The sequence below is a fragment of the Kitasatospora sp. SUK 42 genome (genome assembly GCF_015776785.2).
Classification (GTDB): Bacteria; Actinomycetota; Actinomycetes; order Streptomycetales; family Streptomycetaceae; genus Kitasatospora.
This window is the reverse complement of sequence record NZ_LFMD02000007.1, coordinates 111,913-130,714: the sequence shown is the minus strand read 5'-3', so window position 1 is coordinate 130,714 and position 18,802 is coordinate 111,913. Positions and strand designations below refer to the sequence as shown.

Genomic DNA, 18,802 nt, shown 5'->3' with positions numbered 1-18,802 from the left:
TCCCAGGCGGCGGTAGCCGCCGGCCACCCGCCCGATTCGGTCGGTTTGTCACCTTTTTGACGTGGTGCAACCCGGTTCCGCTCGGATCGTGGGCAATTCGACGGGCCGCGTCCCGGACCTGGAGAATGTCGTAGGGTCCGGTGCGGTCGTGCCGGTTGCTCCGGGTTGTCGTTGTTTCAGATGGTGCACCTCCCGTACGGGCGGTGCCCGGGCCGGGGTGCCGCAGCGCGCCGGAAGGACTTGGGCCGCAGCGCCTCGGCGCGGCGGCCGCATGTGGTTGAGGGGCGGGTCGGTGCAGGCCCGCTCCGAGCGGATGGGCGCTGCGGTCGGTGATCGTGTCGCCAAGGGCGCGGCAGCGGCCTGGAAGGAGCTTTGACAATGACCGATGGCGGCCACGTCCCGGGCGAGGGACTGCCGGAGCACCTGCACGCCGGGCCCGACCCGCTCGGCGGACCGGAGGGCGTCGCCGGCGTTGCACCCCTTCAGGGCGTCGCGACGGACGGCGGGGTGATCCCCAACCCTGCGGCGCCGCTCGGTGTGCCCGGCGCGGGCGTCATCCCGCCGCAGGGCCAGCAGGGCTTCACCGTTCCCGGCGCGCAGGCCGTCCCGGGCGACGGCTGGGCCGTCGACCGGGGTGCCGGACACCCGGCCTTCCACTTCGTCGACCAGCCGGACGGCCTGGACGACGAGGACGACGTGCTGTTGATGCCCGGCCCGCAGGGCTCCTGGGGCGAGCCGGTCGTTCCCGCCCAGCCCGAGCAGTACGCGCCGCAGCCGGACGGCACCCCGGTCGAGCCCTCCTGGCCGCCGGTGGACCCGCCGGTGCTCGGCGGTGGCGACCACGTCCAGCAGCCGCCCGTCCAGGCGCAGCAGCCGGTGACGCAGGCTCAGCCGCCGCGCCGCCCGCTGCACGCCGGCCCGCCGGTCCCGGACCCGTCGCTGATGACCGGCCAGGTGCCGGTCCGTTCGCTGGCCGACCGCGGCCCGTCGCAGGGCGGCACGCCCGCGCACGGCATCCCGGTCGTCGGCCGGGCGCCGATGGGCGAGGCCGCCGCGCCGGTCCCGGGCGCCGCCCCGCAGGGCGTGCCGCAGGCGGCTCCGATGGCCCCCACGGCTCCGGTGCCCCCGGTGGCCCAGACGGCCGAGGGCGTGCAGGAGGTTCAGCAGGCGCCGCAGGGCCAGGGCTTCCAGCAGGTGCCCCTGCCCGGGCAGCCGGTCGAGGGCGTGCTGACCGTGGAGACGGTCGGGGCGATCGAGGTGGTCGAGGTCGTCGAGGCGCCGGAGGCCGTCCAGGCGGTGCCGGTGGTCGAGGGCGTCCAGGGCGCACCGGCTCCCGAGGCCGCGCAGGCCGTCGTGGTCGAGCCGGTTCCGGCGGAGGCCGTCGCCGTCGAGACCGTGGTGGCCGAGACCGCTGTGGCCGAAGCTGCCGTCGTCGAGACCGCCGCCGTCGAGACCGTGATGGTCGAGGCCGCCGCCGAGCCTGCGGCCGAGGCCGTCGCCGTCGCGCCCGTGGAGCAGCCCGAGGCCCAGCCGGAGGCCGCCGCGCCGACCGGTCAGCCGCGCCGGATCTCCGCCTTCCTCGCCGCCCCGACCCCGCACGGCCTGCCCAAGATCCCGGCGGCCGAGCAGGCCCCGGTGGCCGAGGAGGCGGCGCCGCAGCAGGCCGCGCCCATAGCGGCCGCCGACGCGCCGCAGGCCGCGCAGGAGGCCCCGGCCGTCGAGCCGGTCCAGACCGAGCAGGGCACCGAGGCCGCCGAGACCGCGGAGGTCGTCGCGGCCGCCGAGGCCGTGGAGGTCGCGGAGGTCGCGGAGAGCGCCGAGGCCGCGCCGCAGGCCGTCGCCGAGCCGGTCGCCGAGACCGCGGCCGGTACCGGCGAGATGCCCTCCGGCCAGGCCGTCAGCGAGCCCGCCGCCGAGCAGCCGGCCGAACAGCCCGTCGAGGCCCCGGCCGCCGAGCAGCCGCAGCAGCAGCCGGAGGCCGCCCAGGCCGAGCCCGCCGCCGAGACCCCGGCCGCCGTGTCGGCCGAGCCGGTCGCGGAGCAGGCTGCCGAGCCCGTGGCCGAGCCGGCCGTCGAGCCCGCCGCCGAGCAGCCGGAACAGGCCGAGGCGGCGCAGCCCGTCGAGGCCGTCGCGCCGGAGGCGGAGCCGCAGCCCGCCGAGGAGCCGCAGGCCGTCGAGCCCGCCGCCGAGCAGTCCGTCGAGGCCCCGGCCGCCGACGCGCCGCAGCCGGAGGCCGAGCAGTCCGAGCCCGTCGCCCTCGCCGCCGCGCCCGAGGCCGGTCAGGAGGAGGCCCCCGCGGCCGGGCAGGACGCCGAGCAGAGTGCCGAGCAGCAGCCCGCCGCCGAGCACCCGGCCGAGCAGCCCGCCGAGGCCCCGGTCGCCGACCAGCCGCAGCCCGAGGCCGCCCAGGCCGAGCAGCCCGCCGACCAGCAGCCGGAGCACGCCGAGGAGCCCGAGCAGGCCGTCGAGCCCGTCGAGCCCGCCGAGCCGCGCGGCCCGGCCGCCCCCGGTTTCGACGAGGCCGGCCGCGACGCCGTCCACCAGGTGATCCGCGAGCGCCGCGACATCCGCAACGGCTTCCGTCCGGACCCGATCCCGCACGAGGTGCTGATCCGCGTCCTGGAGGCCGCCCACACCGCGCCCAGCGTCGGCTACTCGCAGCCCTGGGACTTCGTGGTGATCCGCTCGGCCAAGACCCGCAAGCGGATGCACGCCCTGGCCGAGCGCCAGCGCGAGGCGTACGCGGACTCGCTGCCCAAGGGCCGGGCCAAGCAGTTCCGTGAGATCAAGATCGAGGCCATCCTCGACACCCCGGTCAACATCGTGGTGACCGCCGACCGCACCCGCGGCGGCCGGCACACCCTGGGCCGGCACACCCAGCCGCAGATGGCCCCGTACTCGGCCGCCCTGGCCGTGGAGAACCTGTGGCTGGCCGCCCGCGCCGAGGGCCTGGGTGTCGGCTGGGTGAGCTTCTTCGACGACGAGGAACTGGTCCGCGAGCTCGGCCTGCCCGAGCACCTGGAGGTCGTCGCCTACCTGTGCGTCGGCTTCGTCGACTCGTTCCCGGACGAGCCCGAGCTGGAGCAGCAGGGCTGGGCGAAGAAGCGCCCGCTGTCCTGGGTGGTCCACGAGGAGCAGTACGGCAACCGCGCGCTGCCCGGCGAGGAGCCGCAGGACCTGCTGGCCGAGACCCTGCGCGGCATCCGCCCGCTGGACGCCAAGGCGCTCGGCGAGGCCTGGGACCGGCAGAAGCGGATGACCAAGCCGGCCGGCTCGCTCGGCATGCTGGAGATCATCTCCGCCCAGCTGTGCGGCCTGTCCCGCAAGTGCCCGCCGCCGATCCCGGAGCCCGCCTGCGTGGCGATCTTCGCGGGCGACCACGGCGTGCACGCCCAGGGCGTCAGCCCGTGGCCGCAGGAGGTGACCGCCCAGATGGTCGGCAACTTCCTGGCCGGGGGAGCGGTGATCAACTCCTTCGCCAAGCAGATCGGCACCGAGGTGTGCGTGGTGGACGTCGGCGTGGCCGCCGAGCTGCCGGAGGCCGTCCAGCAGGGCCGCGCCACCGGCCTGCTGCCGCGCAAGGTCCGCCCCGGCACCGCCGACATGACCCAGGGCCCCGCCATGACGCGGGAAGAGGCGCTGAAGGCCATCGAGGTCGGCATCGAGACCGCCCGCGACCTGGTCGCGGCGGGCAACAAGGCGCTGGTCACCGGCGACATGGGCATCGCCAACACCACGGCCTCGGCCGCCCTGATCTCGGTGTTCACCGGCCTCGACCCGGCCGAGGTCACCGGCCGCGGCACCGGCATCGACGACGAGACCCACACCCGCAAGATCGAGGTCATCCGCGCCGCGCTGGCCCTGCACCAGCCCGACCCGAGCGATCCGATCGGCGTCCTCGCCGCTGTCGGCGGCCTGGAGCACGCGGCCCTCGCCGGCTTCCTGCTGGGCGCCGCCTCGCTGCGCACCCCGGTCGTGCTGGACGGCGTCATCGCGGGTTCGGCCGCGCTGGCCGCCAAGGCGATCGCCCCCGAGGTGCTGGCCGCCTGCATCGCCGGCCACCGCTCCGCCGAGCCCGGCCACCAGGCCGCGCTGGCGAAGCTCGGCCTGCGTCCGCTGATCGACCTCGACCTGCGGCTCGGCGAGGGCACCGGTGCCCTGCTGGCGCTGCCGCTGGTGCAGAGTGCGGCCCGCGCGATGCACGATGTAGCCACCTTCGACTCCGCCGGGGTCACCGAGAAGGCCTGACGCACCTCGCCACGCTCCGCGGACCGGCCCGAGGGCGCGCCGGCCCGCGGAGCGGCGTACCGCCGTACCGACAACACACCCTCATCCCCGATCAGGAGCACCGCCGATGACCGCGCCCACCCCGCACCCCAGCACCGAGGGCCGCACCCCGTACCCGGTCGGTCTGCTGCTGGCCGGCCGCCGCGTCGTCGTGGTCGGCGGAGGCCAGGTCGCGCAGCGGCGGCTGCCCGCCCTGATCGCCTCCGGCGCCGAGCTGCACCTGATATCGCCGGCCACCACCCCGGCCGTCCAAGCCATGGCCGACGCGGGCGAGCTGACCTGGCACGCCCGCCCGTACCGGGACGGCGACCTGGCCGGCGCCTGGTACGTCCTGGTCGCCACCGACGACCCGGCCGTGAACACCGAGGTCAGCGCCGAGGCCGAGCGGGAGCGGGTGTTCTGCTCCCGCAGCGACGACGCCTCCGCCGCCACCGCCTGGACCCCGGCCAGCGGCCGCGACGCGGGCGCCACCGTCGCCGTCCTCACCGGCGACCCGCGCCACTCCGCCGCGCTGCGGGACGCGATCGTCGGCGGCCTGCGGGACGGCTCGCTGGCCGCCCGCCAGTACCGCGCGCACGGCGCCGGCGTGGCCCTGGTCGGCGGCGGCCCGGGCGACCCGGACCTGATCACCGTGCGCGGCCGCCGCCTGCTCGCCGACGCCGACGTGGTGGTCACCGACCGCCTCGCCCCGCGCGAGCTGCTCGCCGAGCTGCCCGAGCACGTCGAGGTGATCGACGCGTCCAAGATCCCGTACGGGCGCCAGATGGCCCAGGAGGCGATCAACCAGGCACTGATCGAGCACGCCGCGGCCGGCAAGTTCGTGGTCCGGCTCAAGGGCGGCGACCCGTACGTCTTCGGCCGCGGCGGCGAGGAGCTGCTGGCCTGCGCCGAGGCGGGCATCCCGGTCACCGTGGTGCCCGGGATCTCCAGCTCGATCAGCGTCCCGGAGACGGCCGGCATCCCGGTCACCCACCGCGGGCTGACCCAGGAGTTCACCGTGATCTCCGGCCACGTCGGCCCCGGCGACCCGCGCTCGCTGACCAACTGGCGGGCCGTCGCGGGGATGAGCGGCACCCTGGTGCTGCTGATGGCGGTGGACAAGATCGGTGCGATCGCCGCCGAGCTGGTCGAGCACGGCCGCCCGGCCGACACACCGGTCGCCATCGTCCAGGAGGGCACCACCGCCGCCCAGCGCCGGGTGGACGCCACCCTGGGCACCGTCGCCGCGGTGGTCGAGGCGGAGGGGGTCAAGCCCCCGGCGGTGATCGTGGTCGGCGAGGTGGTCGACGTGCTGGCCGCCGCCTTCCGGCCGTGATCCGCGATCCCCGAGCCGTTACGGGCGGGGGAGCGGGAAGTCGGCCGGTCCGACGTCCTACTCCAGCGGCTGCTCCGTCCAGATGACCTTCCCGGTCGCCGTGTACCGCGTCCCCCAGCGGTCCGCGAACTGCGCGACCAGGAACAGCCCGCGCCCGCCCTCGTCCTCGGTCGCCGCGTACCGCAGGTGCGGCGAGGTGCTGCTGCCGTCCGACACCTCGCAGATCAGCACCCGGTCGCGCAGCAGCCGCACCCGGATCGGCGCGGAGCCGTACCGGATGGCGTTGGTCACCAGCTCGCTCAGGATCAGCTCGGTGACGAACGCGGTCTCGTCCAGCCCCCACCGCGCCAGCCGCTCCGCCACCGCCGCCCGGACGGTGCGCACCGCCGCCGGATCGGACGGCACGTCCCACTCCGCGACGTGGTCCGCCGCCAGCCCCCTGGTCTCCGCGACCAGCAGCGCGATGTCGTCCTCCGGATGCGTCGGCAGCATCGCGTCGAGCACGTCCGCGCAGGTCTGCTCGGGCGTGCGCGCCGACCCGCCCAGCGCCGACCGCAACAGCTCCAGCCCGTCGTCGACGTCCCGGTCGCGGCCCTCCACCAGCCCGTCCGTGTACAGCACCAGCAGGCTGCCCTCGGCCAGCTCCAGCTCGACCGTCTCGAACGGCAGCACCGCGAGCCCCAGGGGCGGCCCGGTCGGCAGCTCCGGGTACCCCACCCGGCCCTGCGGGTCCACCACGGCCGGCGGCAGGTGCCCGGCGCTGGCCAGCGCGCAGCGCCGCGACACCGGGTCGTAGATCGCGTACAGGCAGGTCGCCCCGGCCAGCCCGGCGCCGCCGTCGTCGGCCGCCTCGTCCTGGTCGATCCGGTTCACCAACTCGTCCAGGTGCCCCAGCAGTTCGTCCGGCGGCAGGTCCAGCGTCGAGAAGTTGTGGATCGCGGTGCGCAGCCGTCCCATCGTCGCCGCCGCGTGCAGCCCGTGCCCCACCACGTCCCCGACCACCAGCGCCACCCGGGCGCCCGGCAGCGGGATCACGTCGAACCAGTCCCCGCCCACCCCCGCCCGGGCGGGCAGGTAGCGGTGCGCCACCTCCAGCGCGTTCTGCGCCGGCAGGCTGCGCGGCAGCAGGCTGTGCTGGAGGGTCACCGTCATGGCGTGCTCGCGGGTGTAGCGGCGGGCGTTGTCGATGCACACCGCCGCGTGCGCCACCAGCTCCTCGGCCAGCGTCAGGTCCTCCGGCTCGAACGGCTCTGCGCGATCCGCCCGCCAGAACCGGACCAGTCCCAGCAGCACCCCGCGTGCCCGCAGCGGCACCCGCACCAGCGAGTGCACCCCGTACGCCAGCACCTGCGCCGAGCGCTCCGGGTCCTGCACCCGCCAGCGCTCCGTCTCGGCCAGCCGCGGCTCCAGGACGGGCGCCCCGCTGTTCAGCGTCCCGGCCAGCGGCGTCGCGGGCACCACGTCCAGCACCGTGCCCACCGGGTGGAACGGGGCGTCGTCCCGCGTCCCGGCGAGGGCCGCGCGCCGCATCCGGCCCAGCGAGGTGCCGGGCGGCGGCTCCTCGCCGGAGTACACCTCCTCGGCCAGGTCCACCGTGACGAAGTCCGCGAACCGCGGCACCACGGCCTGCGCCAGCTCCTCCGCCGTGCGGGTCACGTCCAGCGAACTGCCCACCGTCACCCCGGCGTCGTACAGCAGCCGCAACCGCCGCTGCGCGCCCTCGGCCCGGCCGGCCAGGGCCCGCAGCTCGGTGGAGTCGCGCAGCGTGGCGACGCAGCCGGGCGGGCCGCCGGCCTGGTCGGTGAGCCGTACGTTCACCGCCAGCAGCCGCTCCCCGGACAGCACCACCTGGTCGGTCACCGGCCGGTCGGCGGTCAGCAGCTCCAGCGGGGCCGCTTCCAGGCCCAGTTCGGCCACCGGGCGGCCCTCGGCGTCCGGCGGCAGATCCAGCAGCCGACGCGCCTCGTCGTTGCACAACAGCAGCCGCCCGTCCCCGCCGACGATCATCACGCCCTCGCGCACCGCGTGCAGCACCGCCGCGTGGTGCTCGTACATCCGGGTCATCTCGGCCGGGCCCAGCCCGTGCGTCTGCCGCCGCAGCCGCCGGCTGATCAGCGCGGTGCCCAGGGTGGCCAGCCCGATCGCGCCCGCCGCCGCGCCGAGGACCACCGGCAGCTGGCGCTCGCTCGCGGAGGAGACGCTCTTCAGGGTCACGCCCGACGCGACCATCCCCGCCACCGAACCGTCCGGCGCGTACACCGGGACCACCGCCTGGACCAGCGGGCCGAGCGTGCCGTTGAGGTGCTCGACCACCACCTGGCCGTGCAGCGCGGGCTCGTACGTGCCGATGAGCTTGTGGCCGATCCGGGCCGGGTTGGGGTGGGTGTAGCGGATGCCCTCGTCGTTCAGGACGACGACGAAGTCCACACCCGAGGAGATCCGCGCGGCCTCCGCCTTCGGCTGCAGCAGCGCGGTGGGGTCGGGGGAGCGCAGCGCGTCCACGATGCCCGGCGAGTTGGCGAAGGCCTGAGCCACCGCCACCGACCGGTTGCGCGCCTCGTGGTCGGCGTCGTTGCGCGACTGCACCAACAACGCCACCGCGGCCCCCGCCACCAGCAGCAGCACGATCAGGATCTGCAGCGCGAACACCTGCCCGGCCACCGACCGGTGCCGTACCGGCCGCGGCCGCTTCGCGCGTGGCAGCTGTTGCCGACCGTGTGGGCGCCCACCGGAGGAGCCGGCGTCGCCAGTGGCACCAGAGGCCGACGGAGCCCAGGATCGGCCCGGATTTCGGGCCATACGGTCATGCTTGCACTCGGACCAGCCAGCGACCACCCCGCCCCTTCGGCCGTTTGGCCTTCCCCGCCCCGGCTTGGCAAGATCTCAGGGTGTCCGAACCCAGCACCATCACCGACCCGGCCGACCCCCGCCTCGCCGACTACACCGGCCTCACCGACGTCGAACTGCGCCGCCGCCGCGAACCCGCCGAGGGCCTGTTCATCGCCGAGGGGGAGAAGGTCATCCGCCGCGCCCTCGCGGCCGGCTACCGGATGCGGTCGATGCTGCTCACCGCCAAGTGGCTGGACGTGATGGCCGACGTCATCGCCGAGGCCGAGGCCCCCGTCCACGTGGTCGAGCCCGCGCTCGCCGAAGCCGTCACCGGCTACCACGTCCACCGCGGCGCCCTCGCCTCGATGGAGCGCAAGCCGCTGCCGGAGGCCGCCGAGGTGCTCGCCGGGGCCCGCCGGGTCGCCGTCCTGGAGGGCCTGGTCGACCACACCAACCTCGGCGCGATCTTCCGCAGCGCGGCCGCCCTCGGCATGGACGCCGTCCTGCTCTCACCCGACTGCGCCGACCCGCTCTACCGCCGCGCCGTCAAGGTCTCCATGGGCGCCGTCTTCGCGGTCCCCTACGCCCGGCTCGACCCCTGGCCCGCCGCCCTCGACACCGTCCGCGCGGCAGGCTTCACCCTGCTCGCCCTCACCCCCGCCGACAACGCCGTCGACCTCGCCACCCTGGCCCCGCACCGCCTCCCCAAGGCCGCCCTCATGCTCGGCGCCGAGGGCGACGGCCTCACCCCCCACGCCATCGCCGCCGCCCACCACCCGGTCCGCATCCCCATGGCCCACGGCATCGACTCCCTCAACGTGGGCGCCGCCGCAGCAGTCGCCTTCTACGCCGTCACCACGAGCTGACCCACCCCCCAACGCAGGAAGCCGGCCGGTCCGACTTCCTGCGTTCAGCGCGGTCGTGCGTCGCGGGCCGTCTTCCCGGTGGCAGGCGTGTGTTGGTGGTGGTGCACGAGAAGTCGGCCCGTCCGACTTCCTGCGCCAGCTCATGGGTCACGCCGTGGCCGCCCGCCGGCGTTCTGCTTCGCGGGCCGTCTTCCCGGTAGCGGGTGTGGTTCCTGGCGGGCGTGCGTCAGCAGTGGCGCACGGGAAGTCGGCCGATCCGACTTCCTGCGCACGGCGCCGTGCCCGGCGGGGCTCAGCCCGCCGGGGCTGTCGGGGGTGCGGGGGCGGCGGCCGGGGGCGGGGTGAGGCCGGTGCCGCCGGAGGCGCCCGCGCCGGGCCAGGACTCGTCGAGGGTGCCGTCGGCGCGGACGGTGTAGCGGGTCGAGGTGACCGCGTTGGTGGCGGCTACGCGCTCCTCGCGGACGACCGCCCCGCCGTCCAGGCGCCAGGTGGTGATGGCCTGCGGGTCGGCCGTCGAGGTGCGGGTGGTGGCGGCGACGGGGGTGTCCCCGGTGAAGGTGTAGAGCTGGACGAGGTCGACCGGCGCCGAGCCCTCCGCCCGCCGCAGGACGACGACCGTGGCCGGCTGGCCCTTGTACCGGGCCGGCAGCACCGCGCTCAGCGTGACCTGCGGTCCGGCCCCGACCGAGTGCCCGTCGTGCAGCGCGATGGCGTTCCCGCCCGTCCCGTCGGGGTAGCTGCGGTTGGGCCAGTCCACCGTGGGCACCGGCCCCAGCGCGGTGGTCAGCCCACCGTCCCCGGCGTTCCCGCGCGCCGCCGCCGGGAGCGGTGTCGCCGAGGTCTGTGGTGCGACGTCCATCGAGGTTCCGGGCGCCGCCTGCCCGCCTGCGGCACCGGCCGTCGCGGTCTGCCCGGCCGGCGGCCGCATGCCCTGGTTGCCCTTGTTCTCGCACCCCTGCGCCGCCGCGATGGCCAGCGCGACACCGATGGTCACGGTCACGAAGACGATCAGCCGCTGCCGCAGCAGCCGCTGCCGCGCCGTGCCGGGCCGCCCGCCGGGCGCCGGGGTGTGCTGCCGGTCCCGCGGTCGCGGCCGCGCCGGCGGGGGAGTCTGCGCGCGTTCCCGCGGGCGTTCCCGTGGCGGACGGGTCACCGGCGTCGCCTCGGGGCGGGGGAGGGGTGCGGTCGGGCGCCGCGCCGCGGCCCCCGGAGCCTGCTCGCCGGGATGCACGCCGGGGTGCCCTCCGGGATGCACACCGGGGTGCCCTCCCGGATGCGCGCCGGGGTGCGCTCCCGGATGCATGCCAGGGTGCCCGCCGGGGTGTCCTCCCGGATGCACCCCGGGCTGGCCGGCGGCCGCGGCGCGGGCCCGCGCCGGAGCGGCCGACTCGGGCGGACGCCCCGGTGCCGGGACGCCGTGCCGGACGCCCTCCTGCTGCGGTGGTGCCGCTGGAGCCGCACCCCGTCGTGCCGCGCGCCCGGCCCCCGCGGCCCCGCGCGCCGCCAGCTCGCTGAGCCGCTCGTGCAGTGCGGCCGCACCCGGCCGCTCGGCGGGCTCCTTGGCCAGGCAGGCCCGGATGAGCGGCGCGAGCTGCGGCGGGACGGCCGAGAGGTCGGGTTCCTCGTGGACGACCCGGTACAGCATCACCTCGGAGGACGCCCCCGATCCGAACGGGGTGTCCCCGGTGAGCGCGTAGGCGAGGGTGGCCCCGAAGGCGAACACGTCGGTGGCCGGGGTGACGGCGGCGCCGCGCACCTGCTCGGGCGCGAGGAAGCCGGGGGAGCCGACCGCCGTGCCGACGTGGGTGAGGGTGCTGGCGCCGCGCGACCACGCGATGCCGAAGTCGATGATCCGGGGGCCGCGCGGCGAGAGCAGGATGTTGGAGGGCTTGAGGTCCCGGTGGACGACCCCGGCCTCGTGCACCTTGACCAGCCCGTCGGCCAGCGCCGCGCCGATGCGGGCGGCCTCGGGCCAGCTGAGCGGCCCTTCGTCGCCGACCCGCTTGTAGAGCGAGGGCCCGGGCACGTACGCGGTGGCGAGCCAGGGGCGGTCGGCCTCGATGTCCGAGCCGACCACGCGGGCGGTGCAGCCGCCGCGGATCCGGGAGGCGGCGGCGATCTCGCGGGCGAAGCGGGTGCGGAACTCCTGGTCCTCGGCGAGTTCGGCGCGGATCAGTTTGAGGGCGACGCGCTGCCCCCGGCGGTCGGAGCCGAGGTAGACCACGCCCATGCCGCCGGCCCCGAGTCGCCGGTGCAGGCGGTACGGCCCGACGATGCGGGGGTCCTCACGCCTCAGCCGCATCATCGCCATGTTTCGTTCCCCGTCAGCCTGTGGGTGAGGCCCCGTCCGTTGGGGCATCGTCAGTTCCTGTCTGGCACAGCTTACGGACTGGCCGCTGCGGTGTGCTGATACGCAACACCTCAAGCCACCGTGCGATTGTCCGATCTTGCGCTGAGCTGCAGGTCACAGAGGTGCCGAATCGTTTCTCGGGGTCGCCCCTCAGGGTTCCCCCGGGGGTGCGGTCAGGCGGTCCTCCCCCTCCGGTAGTACGCCTTGAGTCTGAGCGTCATCCTCCGGGATGCCCGAGGAACAGTACGACGGCATGACGCCCGGACAGGCCCCTGACCAATAGCGTTGTGTCCAGCGGTGGACGGGGAGCTCGTCCCCCGAGGTAAGCCGTCCACCGCGCCAACTCGACCGGATCAGGAGCAAGGCCATGGCATCGCAGCAGACGGGAGCCACCCGCGGCCGTCGGCCGGCCTTCACCCAGTCCCAGTCCGCCGAGCAGCCCACCCGGCACCCCGCCGTCGCGCTGGCCATGGCCCTGCCGTGCGCCGTGGTCCTGGTGCTGCTGTTCGGCGGGTGGGAGCAGATGGCGAGCCAGGTCGAAGCCCTGGCCGATCTGATCGGCGGCTGAGGGAGCGGAACCAGCAACACCAATGGACTGGCACTGGTCCCCTGGGGACGGGGAGCAGTGCCGCCGGGGAGGCCGCGACCGCGATGACACGCGGACGGGCGAGAGCGGTGCGCAGAGCACCCCGGCAGGCGGAGATGCCGCGTACGGACGTCGGTGAGGGCGACCGTACGCGGCTCTTCCCTGTTCCGAACCACCCTCGAAGCCGACGAACCGTGCCGAACCCACCGGAACGACGAAAAGGCCGAGGCCGCGACCCTCACGGATCGCGGCCTCGGCCGTTACTGTGCGCGATACTGGGATTGAACCAGTGACCCCTACCGTGTCAAGGTAGTGCTCTCCCGCTGAGCTAATCGCGCCTGGTGTGGCGGTTGTGCAGCGGGCCCCGAGGGGCCCGTTACTGTGCGCGATACTGGGATTGAACCAGTGACCCCTACCGTGTCAAGGTAGTGCTCTCCCGCTGAGCTAATCGCGCCTGGTGTGGCGGTTGTGCAGCGAACCTCGAAGGGCCCGTTACTGTGCGCGATACTGGGATTGAACCAGTGACCCCTACCGTGTCAAGGTAGTGCTCTCCCGCTGAGCTAATCGCGCCTGGTGAGGCGGTCCTGCAGCGGACCCCGGAGGATCCGACGTGCGCGATACTGGGATTGAACCAGTGACCCCTACCGTGTCAAGGTAGTGCTCTCCCGCTGAGCTAATCGCGCGGGGAGGTCTCCCGGTGGAACCGGGAGATCCTCTTGGAGGTGGAGACGGGATTTGAACCCGTGTACACGGCTTTGCAGGCCGTTGCCTCGCCTCTCGGCCACTCCACCAGGCAACACATGAAGAACGATCTTACACTGTTCTCCATCGAGCGGACGACGAGATTCGAACTCGCGACCCTCACCTTGGCAAGGTGATGCTCTACCAACTGAGCCACGTCCGCCTGTCTCCCGGGATCTTCACCGCTTTTCTTCGGCTGCGCTCCCCGGCGACGTGTTGAACTCTAGCGGATTCCCGGGCCAGCTAAAAATCCGTTCCCGCAGCGTGCCGAGGGGATGCCCGTCGAGTGCCGTCCCGTCAGGCCTTCCGGCCGGTCGTCGGCCGCGACCTGCGGCGCTCCCGGACGATCATCGGCAGGTCACCCGGCGCACACCCGCGCGACGCACGCGGCTGCTCGTGCGCGGGCGCGGGCCCGACCCGGGTCACGCCCCCCGACCTACACTTCAGGCACCGCCACCCCCAGACACCATTGCGCAGGAGAACCGTGTCCGGCCACCCCGACCCCCGCACTCCGCTCGCCCGCTTCGGCGGCCGCCTGGCCACCGGACTGCGCGACGTCACCGCGGACCCGGCCGCGCTCGACTCCTCCGGCTACTGGGCCGTCGCCCACGACTACGAGGGGCGGCTCACCTGCGCCCGCTTCGACGACGTCCGCCCCGCCCCCGCCCCGCCCTCCGGCGCCGGCTGGCACGGCCCGGACGCCGGCAGCTGGCACAGCTCCCTGGACCGCGCCGCCTACACCGCGGGCGTCCGCCGCATCCGCGAGCACATAGCCGCCGGCGAGGTCTACCAGGCCAACCTCTGCCGAGTGCTCTCCGCACCACTGCCCGACCCCGACCGCAGCGACATCGACGCCCTCACCGGCCTGCTCGCCCACGGCAACCCCGCCCCCTACGCCGGCACCGTCCGGCTGCCCGGGCACGGCGTCGAGATCGCCACCGCCTCCCCCGAGCTCTATCTGAGCCGCAACGGCCGCACCGTCGCCTCCGGCCCGATCAAGGGCACCGGCCGTACCGAGGGCGACCTCCTCGACAAGGACCACGCCGAGAACGTGATGATCGTCGACCTGGTCCGCAACGACCTCGGCCGGGTCTGCGAGACCGGCAGCGTCACCGTCCCCGACCTCTGCGTGGTGGAGAAGCACCCGGGCCTGGTCCACCTCGTCTCCACCGTCGAGGGCACCCTGCGCGACGGTGCCGGCTGGCCCGAACTCCTCGCCGACACCTTCCCGCCCGGCTCCGTCACCGGCGCCCCCAAGTCCAGCGCCCTGCGGATCATCGACGCCCTGGAGACCGCGCCGCGCGGCCCCTACTGCGGCGCCGTCGGCTGGGTCGACGCCGATCGCGGCGAGGGCCAACTCGCCGTCGGCATCCGCACCTTCTGGATCGACCGGCGGGACGCCGAGGCCCCCGTCCTGCGCTTCGGCACCGGCGCCGGCATCACCTGGGGATCCGACCCCGAACGCGAGTGGGCGGAAACCGAACTGAAGGCCGCCCGCCTGGTCGCGATAGCGTCGGGCAGCGAACCCGACCACGAGCCGCACCGCGCCTAGGAGCAGCCCTCCATGCACAACCGCACCACGAGCTGGGTCAACGGGACACTCGTCGACTCCACCGACGCCGCCGTCTCCGTCCTCGACCACGGCCTCACCACCGGCGACGGCGTCTTCGAGACCATGAAGACCGTCGACGGCCGGGCCTTCGCGGTCACCCGCCACCTCGACCGGCTCACCCGCTCCGCCCGCGGCCTCGGCCTGCCCGACCCCGACCACGACCTGGTCCGCGAGGCCTGCGCCCAGGTCCTCGCCGCCAACCCCGCCCCGCTCGGCCGCCTGCGCGTCACCTACACCGGCGGCAACGCCCCGCTCGGCTCCGAACGCGGCACCACCGGCCCCACCCTGGTCGTCGCCCTCGGCGTCATCAACCGCCGCCCCGACGAGACCGCCGTCGCCGTCGTCCCGTGGCGCCGCAACGAACACAGCGCCGTCGCCGGCCTCAAGACCACCTCGTACGCCGAGAACGTCGTCGCCCTGGCCACCGCCCACCGCGCCGGCGCCTCCGAGGCGCTCTTCGCCAACACCGCCGGCCGACTCTGCGAGGGCACCGGCTCCAACGTCTTCCTGGTCGTCGGCGGCCGCCTGCTCACCCCCGCCCTCGCCTCCGGCTGCCTGGCCGGCATCACCCGGCAGCTGGTCATCGACTGGTGCGGCGCCGAGGAGGCCGACCTCCCGCTCAGCGCCCTCCAGGACGCCGAGGAGATCTTCCTGACCTCCACCACCCGCGACGTCCAGGCCGTCACCCGTGTCGACGACCGTGAACTGCCCGGCACGGGCCCGGTCACCGCCAAGGCCATGGCCGTCTTCACCGAGCGCAGCGGCGACGACCTCGACCCGTGACCCCGGGTGGGGCCGACAGCGCGGATAACCTTCGCGACAGGGGGAAGGGACCACCACATGACCACCACGCTGCGCCCCGAGGGCCCGGAGACACCCACCGCGGACGGCGGCCGCACCAGACGCTGGCGGATCCTCGCGAACGGCCGCCCGGTCGGCGCGCTGCGCACCACCGCCGTTCCCCGCAGCGGCCAACTCTGGGGGCGGATATCCGAGTTGGAGGTCACCGAGGGCCGCGGCCGGGGCCGCGGCACCTTCGGTGGGCTGGCCGCGGAGGAGGTGCTGCGCAACTGGGGCTGCACCCGGGTGGACGTCGACGTCCCCGAGTCGGCCCCGGCCGCCCGCGGCCTCGCCCTGACCCTCGGCTACACCGAGCGGGCGCGGAACATGTCCAAGCGCCTGACCGTCGCGCCCGCCCTGCCCCGGGGTGTCGTCGCGCGCCCGATCGGCGCCGAGGAGTTCCCCGCCTGGCTCGGCCAGGCGGAGCGGAACCACCTGCGCTCGCTCCTCGACTCCGGCCTCAGTGAGCAGCAGGCCCGGGACAAGTCGCGGCTGGAGCACCAGGACCTCTTCCCGCAGGGTGCCGAGAGCCCCGGAGTCGTCCTGCGCCGCCTGTACGCGGACGGCGAGCCGGAGCCGCTCGGCTCGCTCTGGCTCGACCTCCACCTGCGCGACCTGCCGGACGGCGAAGCGCTCGCCTGGGTGATGACCGTCGAGGTGGCCGCGGCCCACCGGGGCCGGGGCCACGGCCGCGCCCTGATGCTGATCGCCGAACGGGAGTGCCTGGCGGCCGGAGTGCGGAACCTGGGCCTCAACGTCTTCGCCCACAACGCCGTCGCCGTCCGGCTCTACGCCTCACTCGGCTACCAGACCACCAACCGCCTCTACGGCAAGCACCTGTGACGTGACGTCAGGAGGTCCGCGCCGCCTCGATCACGGCCGTGATCCGCTCCCGCAGTCCGTCCTGGCTCTGCCCGCCGTCCAGCCGCTTCCCGCCGATCACGTACGTCGGCGTGCCCGTGACCCCGATCGCCCGGCCCTCGGCCTGGTCGGCGTCCACGGTCAGCATGTGCCGGCCGTCGATCAGCGCGGTGTCGACCTCCTCGGCGTCCACGCCGACCTCCCGGGCCACCTCCAGCAGCACCTGCTGCCCCCGCGCGTCCAGCTCCTCGACCCGGGCCAGCAGCGCCTCCACGAACGGCCACCCCAGCCCCTGGGCGAACGCCTCCTCGGCGGCCTCGGCGGCGGGGTAGGCGTGCTTGTGCTTCTCCAGCGGGAAGTGCCGGAGCTCCACGGGAAGGGCGTCGCCGTACTGCTCGCGCAGCGCCCGCACGTCGTCCAGCGCGGTGCGGCAGTCCGGGCACTGGAGGTCGCACCAGAACTCGAGGCGGGGGAGGGAACCATCGATCATTCCCCCAGTGTTCCACTAGTGGGTGCCCGTTCCGGCCGGCGGTGCGCCCGAGCACGCACCGACAGGGAGGCAGCGATGATCAGGACGACCGGAAGCGAAGGGGTGAACCCGTGCTGACCGCGGCGATCAGCTTCATCCTCACTGCCGGCGGAGTGGCGATCGCGGGCCAGCGGGCCTGGCGGCGGCGCTTCCTCTCGGCGACCCGCTGGTTCGCGGTGGCCCTGCTGCCCGCCGGGCTCTACCTGACCGGTCTGTTCCCGCTGGCGAGCACGATCGGCCGGGAGTTCGCGGACTGGGCGGCCAGGCTGGTCTTCGACCCCCGGGTGTGGACCGGCATCGTGCTGCTCGGCGTCTCCGCGGCCCTGCTGGTCACCACCCGCTGGGTGGGCCGCCGCGGCGCCGTGGAGGCCTCGCCGGAGCGCCCCGCGGCAGCCGGCCCGGCGCCCGAGCGCCCGGCGGTGGCCCAGGCGCCCAAGGCACCCAAGGCGCCCGGGAGGCAGGCGGCGGGCAAGCGGGACGACGGCCTCGGCGACTTCGCCGACATCGAGGAGATCCTCCGCAAGCGCGGGATCTGAGGCCCGCGGAGCCCCTGAAGGGCCGGCGGCGTCAGGCGGAGGCGACGGTCTCCGCGGAGCGCTGTCGCGCCCGGTAGGCGGCCACGTGCAGCCGGTTGCCGCAGGTGCGGCTGTCGCAGTAGCGCCGGGAGCGGTTCCGGGAGAGGTCCACGAAGACCCGGGCGCAGTCCGGCGCCTCGCACCGGCGCAGCCGCTCCCGTTCGCCCGCCATCAGGATGAAGGCCAGCGCCATGCCCAGCTCGGCGGCCAGGTGGTCGCCGAGCGCGGCGTGCGGCGCGAAGTAGTGGATGTGCCAGTCGTGCTGGTCGTGGTTGGTGAGCCGGGGCGTCGTCCCGGCGGCCGCGACGATCGAGTTGACCAGCTCGGCGGCCTCGGCGGTGGACTGCGTCGCGAACACCTCGCGCAGCCGGGTCCGCAGCTCGTGCACCCGGCGCAGGTCGTCCTCGGTCAGCGAGTCGATCTCGCTGATCTCCTGGCGCACCACGAAGGCGTCCAGCGCGGCGATGTCCGGCAGCCGCTCGGCGCCGCACACCTCGGGTGCGGTGTTGAGCAGCTCCACGAGGATGCTCAGCGCGCACTCGGTGTCATGGGTGATCAGCACGTAGGGGCTCCTCGCGCAGGGGGACTCCGATACCCCGCGTCCGCGGTTACCCCAGACCATACCGGCCCTTGTGGCAGAAGGGTGGTGCGTTCTTTCGAAGGCCTGTACGGATTGCGCCGGAGCGTCCGGATCCGTACTCCACTCCGGCATGTGCGCCCCCTGTGCGACCCCTGGCAAGGCTGAGGCGCCCGGCACCGGGCCGGCCACCCGTACGGATGACCGGCCCGGTACCGGGCGCCTGCGGTGCCGCAGCCCCGCTCCGGTGGGAGCGGGGCGGTCCACCGGCCCCGAGGCCGCGTCGTAACGCGGCTGAGTCCGCTGCCGTGCCCCCGAGTAGGACGGCTGCGATGACGGCAGGGGGTGAGGCCCCGCAGGCAGCGGGGCTGGACCGCCTCCGGTCGGGGTCAGCTTTCGGCGAGGATGTGGGACAGCTCCCGGTCGAGGTCGAAGTGACGGTGTTCGGTGCCGGGGGGCACCGCGGCGTCCGTCCGCTTGAGGAACGACTCAAGCGCCCGGGCCGGGGCCTCCAGCAGGGCCTCTCCTTCCGGAGAGCTCAGTGCGATGCAGACCACCCCTTGCCCGTGGCTGCGCGACGGCCACACCCGGACGTCGCCGGTACCGGTGGGTCGGTGCAGCCCCTCCGCGAGGAGATCTCGGGCGAACACCCACTCCACGGTCTCGTCGGCGCCCGTGTGGAACGTGGCGTGCACGGCGTAGGGGTCGGCGGTGTCGTAGCGAAGGCCCGCGGGGACGGGCAGTGAGGACTCGCTGGACACGATGAGGCGCAGGTGCAGCTCGCAGCTGACCGTGGTGTTCATAAGCGCCATGGCCTTTCGCTCAGTGTGCGCT

12 protein-coding genes, 6 tRNA genes and 1 pseudogene are annotated in these 18,802 nt (G+C 74.8%); 8 read left to right on the top strand and 11 right to left on the bottom strand.

Going from position 1 to position 18,802, the window contains the following annotated elements; genetic code table 11:
• Positions 1-378 precede the first annotated feature (378 nt).
• A complete protein-coding gene (cobT, locus tag RZ50_RS22335; protein WP_217680726.1) occupies positions 379-4,248 on the top strand; it encodes a nicotinate-nucleotide--dimethylbenzimidazole phosphoribosyltransferase in 3,870 nt (1,289 codons plus the stop codon).
• A 106-nt stretch (positions 4,249-4,354) separates the two neighbouring features.
• On the top strand, positions 4,355-5,602 hold the full coding sequence (cobA, locus tag RZ50_RS22330; RefSeq protein ID WP_217680724.1) for a uroporphyrinogen-III C-methyltransferase: 1,248 nt from the start codon (positions 4,355-4,357) through the stop codon (positions 5,600-5,602).
• A 57-nt stretch (positions 5,603-5,659) separates the two neighbouring features.
• Here the strand turns inward: cobA and RZ50_RS22325 are convergent, their stop codons facing one another.
• On the bottom strand, positions 5,660-8,251 hold the full coding sequence (locus tag RZ50_RS22325; RefSeq protein ID WP_374199991.1) for a SpoIIE family protein phosphatase: 2,592 nt from the start codon (positions 8,249-8,251) through the stop codon (positions 5,660-5,662).
• Positions 8,252-8,490: 239 nt separating this feature from the next.
• Between RZ50_RS22325 and RZ50_RS22320 the strand changes: the two genes are divergently transcribed.
• Entirely contained in the window at positions 8,491-9,297 is an 807-nt protein-coding gene (locus RZ50_RS22320; RefSeq protein WP_196950031.1) for an RNA methyltransferase, read from the top strand.
• 946 nt (positions 9,298-10,243) lie between these two features.
• Here RZ50_RS22320 and RZ50_RS22315 read toward each other — a convergent pair.
• A pseudogene (locus RZ50_RS22315) lies at positions 10,244-11,608 on the bottom strand (serine/threonine-protein kinase); the annotation flags it as partial.
• A gap of 406 nt (positions 11,609-12,014) precedes the next feature.
• On the opposite strand from RZ50_RS22315, the gene RZ50_RS22310 reads away from it, so the two are divergent.
• Positions 12,015-12,215, top strand: coding sequence for a hypothetical protein (locus RZ50_RS22310; protein WP_196952262.1), 201 nt, complete (start codon positions 12,015-12,017; stop codon positions 12,213-12,215).
• Between the two features lie 284 nt (positions 12,216-12,499).
• Here the strand turns inward: RZ50_RS22310 and RZ50_RS22305 are convergent.
• The 6 genes from RZ50_RS22305 to RZ50_RS22280 form a co-directional block, all read right to left on the bottom strand.
• A tRNA-Val gene (locus RZ50_RS22305) sits at positions 12,500-12,571 on the bottom strand.
• A gap of 44 nt (positions 12,572-12,615) precedes the next feature.
• Positions 12,616-12,687 (bottom strand) — tRNA-Val (locus RZ50_RS22300).
• Positions 12,688-12,731: 44 nt separating this feature from the next.
• A tRNA-Val gene (locus tag RZ50_RS22295) sits at positions 12,732-12,803 on the bottom strand.
• Between the two features lie 41 nt (positions 12,804-12,844).
• Positions 12,845-12,916, bottom strand: a tRNA-Val gene (locus RZ50_RS22290).
• 34 nt (positions 12,917-12,950) lie between these two features.
• Positions 12,951-13,024: transfer RNA gene (locus tag RZ50_RS22285), tRNA-Cys, on the bottom strand.
• Between the two features lie 40 nt (positions 13,025-13,064).
• A tRNA-Gly gene (locus RZ50_RS22280) sits at positions 13,065-13,137 on the bottom strand.
• Between the two features lie 321 nt (positions 13,138-13,458).
• Here RZ50_RS22280 and RZ50_RS22275 point away from each other — a divergent pair.
• The 3 genes from RZ50_RS22275 to RZ50_RS22265 are packed head-to-tail and all read left to right on the top strand — an operon-like array spanning position 13,459 to position 16,269.
• Complete coding sequence (locus RZ50_RS22275) at positions 13,459-14,526, top strand: chorismate-binding protein (RefSeq protein ID WP_196952261.1); 1,068 nt, start codon at positions 13,459-13,461, stop codon at positions 14,524-14,526.
• A 12-nt stretch (positions 14,527-14,538) separates the two neighbouring features.
• The gene (locus RZ50_RS22270) at positions 14,539-15,369 is read left to right on the top strand and encodes an aminotransferase class IV (protein WP_196952260.1); all 831 of its coding nucleotides are present in this window, start codon (positions 14,539-14,541) and stop codon (positions 15,367-15,369) included.
• 57 nt (positions 15,370-15,426) lie between these two features.
• Positions 15,427-16,269: a GNAT family N-acetyltransferase gene (locus tag RZ50_RS22265; protein ID WP_196952259.1), complete on the top strand. Its 843-nt coding sequence runs from the start codon at positions 15,427-15,429 to the stop codon at positions 16,267-16,269.
• Positions 16,270-16,276: 7 nt separating this feature from the next.
• Here the strand turns inward: RZ50_RS22265 and RZ50_RS22260 are convergent, their stop codons facing one another.
• On the bottom strand, positions 16,277-16,777 hold the full coding sequence (locus tag RZ50_RS22260) for a DsbA family protein (protein ID WP_196952258.1): 501 nt from the start codon (positions 16,775-16,777) through the stop codon (positions 16,277-16,279).
• Between the two features lie 110 nt (positions 16,778-16,887).
• Here RZ50_RS22260 and RZ50_RS22255 point away from each other — a divergent pair, with 110 nt between their 5' ends.
• Positions 16,888-17,352 (top strand): hypothetical protein, encoded by a 465-nt coding sequence (locus RZ50_RS22255; RefSeq protein WP_196952257.1) that lies wholly within the window; start codon positions 16,888-16,890, stop codon positions 17,350-17,352.
• Positions 17,353-17,383: 31 nt separating this feature from the next.
• On the opposite strand, the gene RZ50_RS22250 is transcribed toward RZ50_RS22255, so the two are convergent.
• Both RZ50_RS22250 and RZ50_RS22245 read right to left on the bottom strand, forming a co-directional pair.
• Positions 17,384-17,953, bottom strand: coding sequence for a CGNR zinc finger domain-containing protein (locus tag RZ50_RS22250; RefSeq protein ID WP_196952256.1), 570 nt, complete (start codon positions 17,951-17,953; stop codon positions 17,384-17,386).
• Positions 17,954-18,357: 404 nt separating this feature from the next.
• On the bottom strand, positions 18,358-18,771 hold the full coding sequence (locus RZ50_RS22245; protein WP_030056266.1) for an SsgA family sporulation/cell division regulator: 414 nt from the start codon (positions 18,769-18,771) through the stop codon (positions 18,358-18,360).
• Positions 18,772-18,802: the final 31 nt, after the last annotated feature.